Origin of the sequence: Hoylesella marshii DSM 16973 = JCM 13450, from assembly GCF_000146675.1 — a bacterium.
GTDB lineage: Bacteria > Bacteroidota > Bacteroidia > Bacteroidales > Bacteroidaceae > Prevotella > Prevotella marshii.
Genome location: NZ_GL397214.1, coordinates 294,179 through 296,497 on the forward strand (window position 1 = coordinate 294,179; position 2,319 = coordinate 296,497).

A 2,319-nucleotide genomic window follows, 5' to 3' on the forward strand; every position below is an offset into this window, starting at 1 on the left:
TAGAGCAAGAGCATTTCCTCGAAACTTCCGTCCATGGTACCCACACGGGTGAACAAAACAAAGAGGAAGAATGGGGAGAAGATGAAGAAAACGAGGGCGATGGACTTGATATCAATTTATAAAGGCATAAGCAATGAACAAACCATTAAATGACAAACAGCAAATGAAACAAGCTATTAAAGGCATACTGTTCGGGGTATGCGTGTTCAGTGTAGCATCGGTGTTTACAGCCTGCAAGAGTGATGAAGACGGCGTGGGCACCAAAGAAACCGTTGTTATTGGTGGTGAGGGCAGCACCATCAAAATCACCGCCAACGAAGAAAATTTTCAAAGCAAACCTGCCACCCGGTCGTTTTTTCCCGAACCCGAAGAACGCACCGTAAATTTGGGTAACGGGCTGACTGCCGACGTCAGTATCGAAGAAGAGGAAGAAGATGCCTCTACCCGCGCACCCAAGGCGCTTGATGGTGGCGGCACATATCGCATTTATGCCGTCAACCCCATAACCAGACAACGGATAGAGGGTAACCATAAAATGCTGAAAGGCACTTTCTCGAACGGTAACTTTACCTGCACCGAGGGGCGCCTTATCCTTGCGCCGGGAACATACAAGTTTGTCTGCATCAGCGAGGGGATAGAATTCGAAGATTATGGCACTCAAAAAGCTATCTCTTATGGTAACCTGACCAATGCCATGGTGGGCGTAACCAACGAAATTTCTCTTGCCGCTACCGACCTCTCGCTGGATGTGCACTTCACCATGAAGCATCTGTGCAACCGCGTGCGTTTTAAATTCAGAACCTACAAGCAAAACATTCCGGGCATTAAAACACGCTGTCATCTTCCGGGCGCTTGGATAAAAGGTATTCTTCATCCCGACGGAACTTCCCTGACGTTGATAGACGGAACCCATTTCGACTATACGTTTGATATACCCGCTACTGCAACTGCCAATACCGAGACGGGGTTTGCACCTTTCACGGTAACCACCGATTATCAATATCTTTTGCCAAATCCCGATACGGCAGGTTCTTATATCGAATTTATCGCAGGCTCTATCTACGGAAAACCGCTTACCGGGGAAAAAATCAGTATAAAAGATTTGCTGAATATATATTGGCAAACCAACCAAACCCGCACGGTGGTGTTATCGCTCACCCCCAATCCCATATATCTGTTTTCCGACGGAACGGTGGGCATGCTCGAAGACAAAGGCAGCCGCACACCTATCGGTGTGGTGGTGATGAACAAGAAAAAGGGAAAGCAGGGCAAGGCTGTGGCACTGAAGGATTGTGTTAATCAGTGGGGAAATAAGGGGTTTGTCTACGGTGCTTGGCCTCCTGCCGGCACACGACTGTTTGAAAAGAACAACACTTCAAACTATTCCGATATGGCCTCCACACTCAACGATGTTGATGGCTACAAGTGGACCTGGGAGACTGCGGGTTCGAAAGATGGAACGGTAAAGGCAAATGATAACAATAACTACACTTGTTTTTATGCGGCTGCTAATTATAATCCCGGTGTTACGCCGCAAAACATTGGAAAGTGGTATTTGCCTGCGACGGGCGAAATTAAACAGTTGATTGCATGCTATGGCACACCAACCATTACGACGATAAATAAATATAATGTAGAATTAAAATTTGATTACATCAATTTAATCAACAAGGCCTTTACAGACGCTGGTGGTGATGCAATATCAGCATCAGGACCGGGGTATTGGACAAGCTCTGAAGTGGTGCTCTCTGGTGGTGGTTGGTCGAGTAATCAAACCCCCGTCTTGTACTATGACAATATAAAGAAGACGTATGTTGTCGGCCAAAGTTCCGCTCGGCATAATAATACTTGCCTCATCCGTCCCTTCGTTCATTTCTAAACGATGAATAGTATGGTAGGAACGCGGCCGATGTGCCCCTACGCATTCCAACACGTGCAGGCAAGCTGCGAGCCTGAAACCAAAAGGTTTAGTGTTTGCAGGAGCACTGCAAGCGCCAAACTGTTAATGGATGTATTTGCAGGAGCACTGCAAGCGTCAAACTGTTAATGGATGTATTTGCAGGAGCACTGCAAGCATCAAACTGTTAATGGATGTATTTGCAGGAGCACTGCAAGCGCCAAACTGTTAAGGAATGTATTTGCAGGAGCACTGCAAGCGCTAAACTGTTAAGGAATGTATTTGCAGGAGCACTGCAAGCATCAAACTGTTAAAGAATATATTTGCAGGAACGCTGCAAGCGTCAAACTGTTAATGAATGTATTTGCAGGAACGCTGCAAGCGTTCGGAAAAAGTGGAATGACACTTTGCAACAGGCAATT

General features: G+C 46.4%; 1 protein-coding gene. It reads left to right on the plus strand.

Features of this window, described 5'->3' with window-relative positions:
* Nucleotides 1–133: 133 nt before the first annotated feature.
* Complete coding sequence (locus HMPREF0658_RS01230) at nucleotides 134–1,879, plus strand: hypothetical protein (protein WP_006947972.1); 1,746 nt, start codon at nucleotides 134–136, stop codon at nucleotides 1,877–1,879.
* The last annotated feature ends 440 nt before the right edge of the window (nucleotides 1,880–2,319 follow it).

Excerpts from the sequence above, each read along its gene's own strand:
- HMPREF0658_RS01230 (WP_006947972.1), top strand. The coding sequence starts at position 134 with ATGAACAAACCATTAAATGACAAACAGCAAATGAAACAAGCTATTAAA.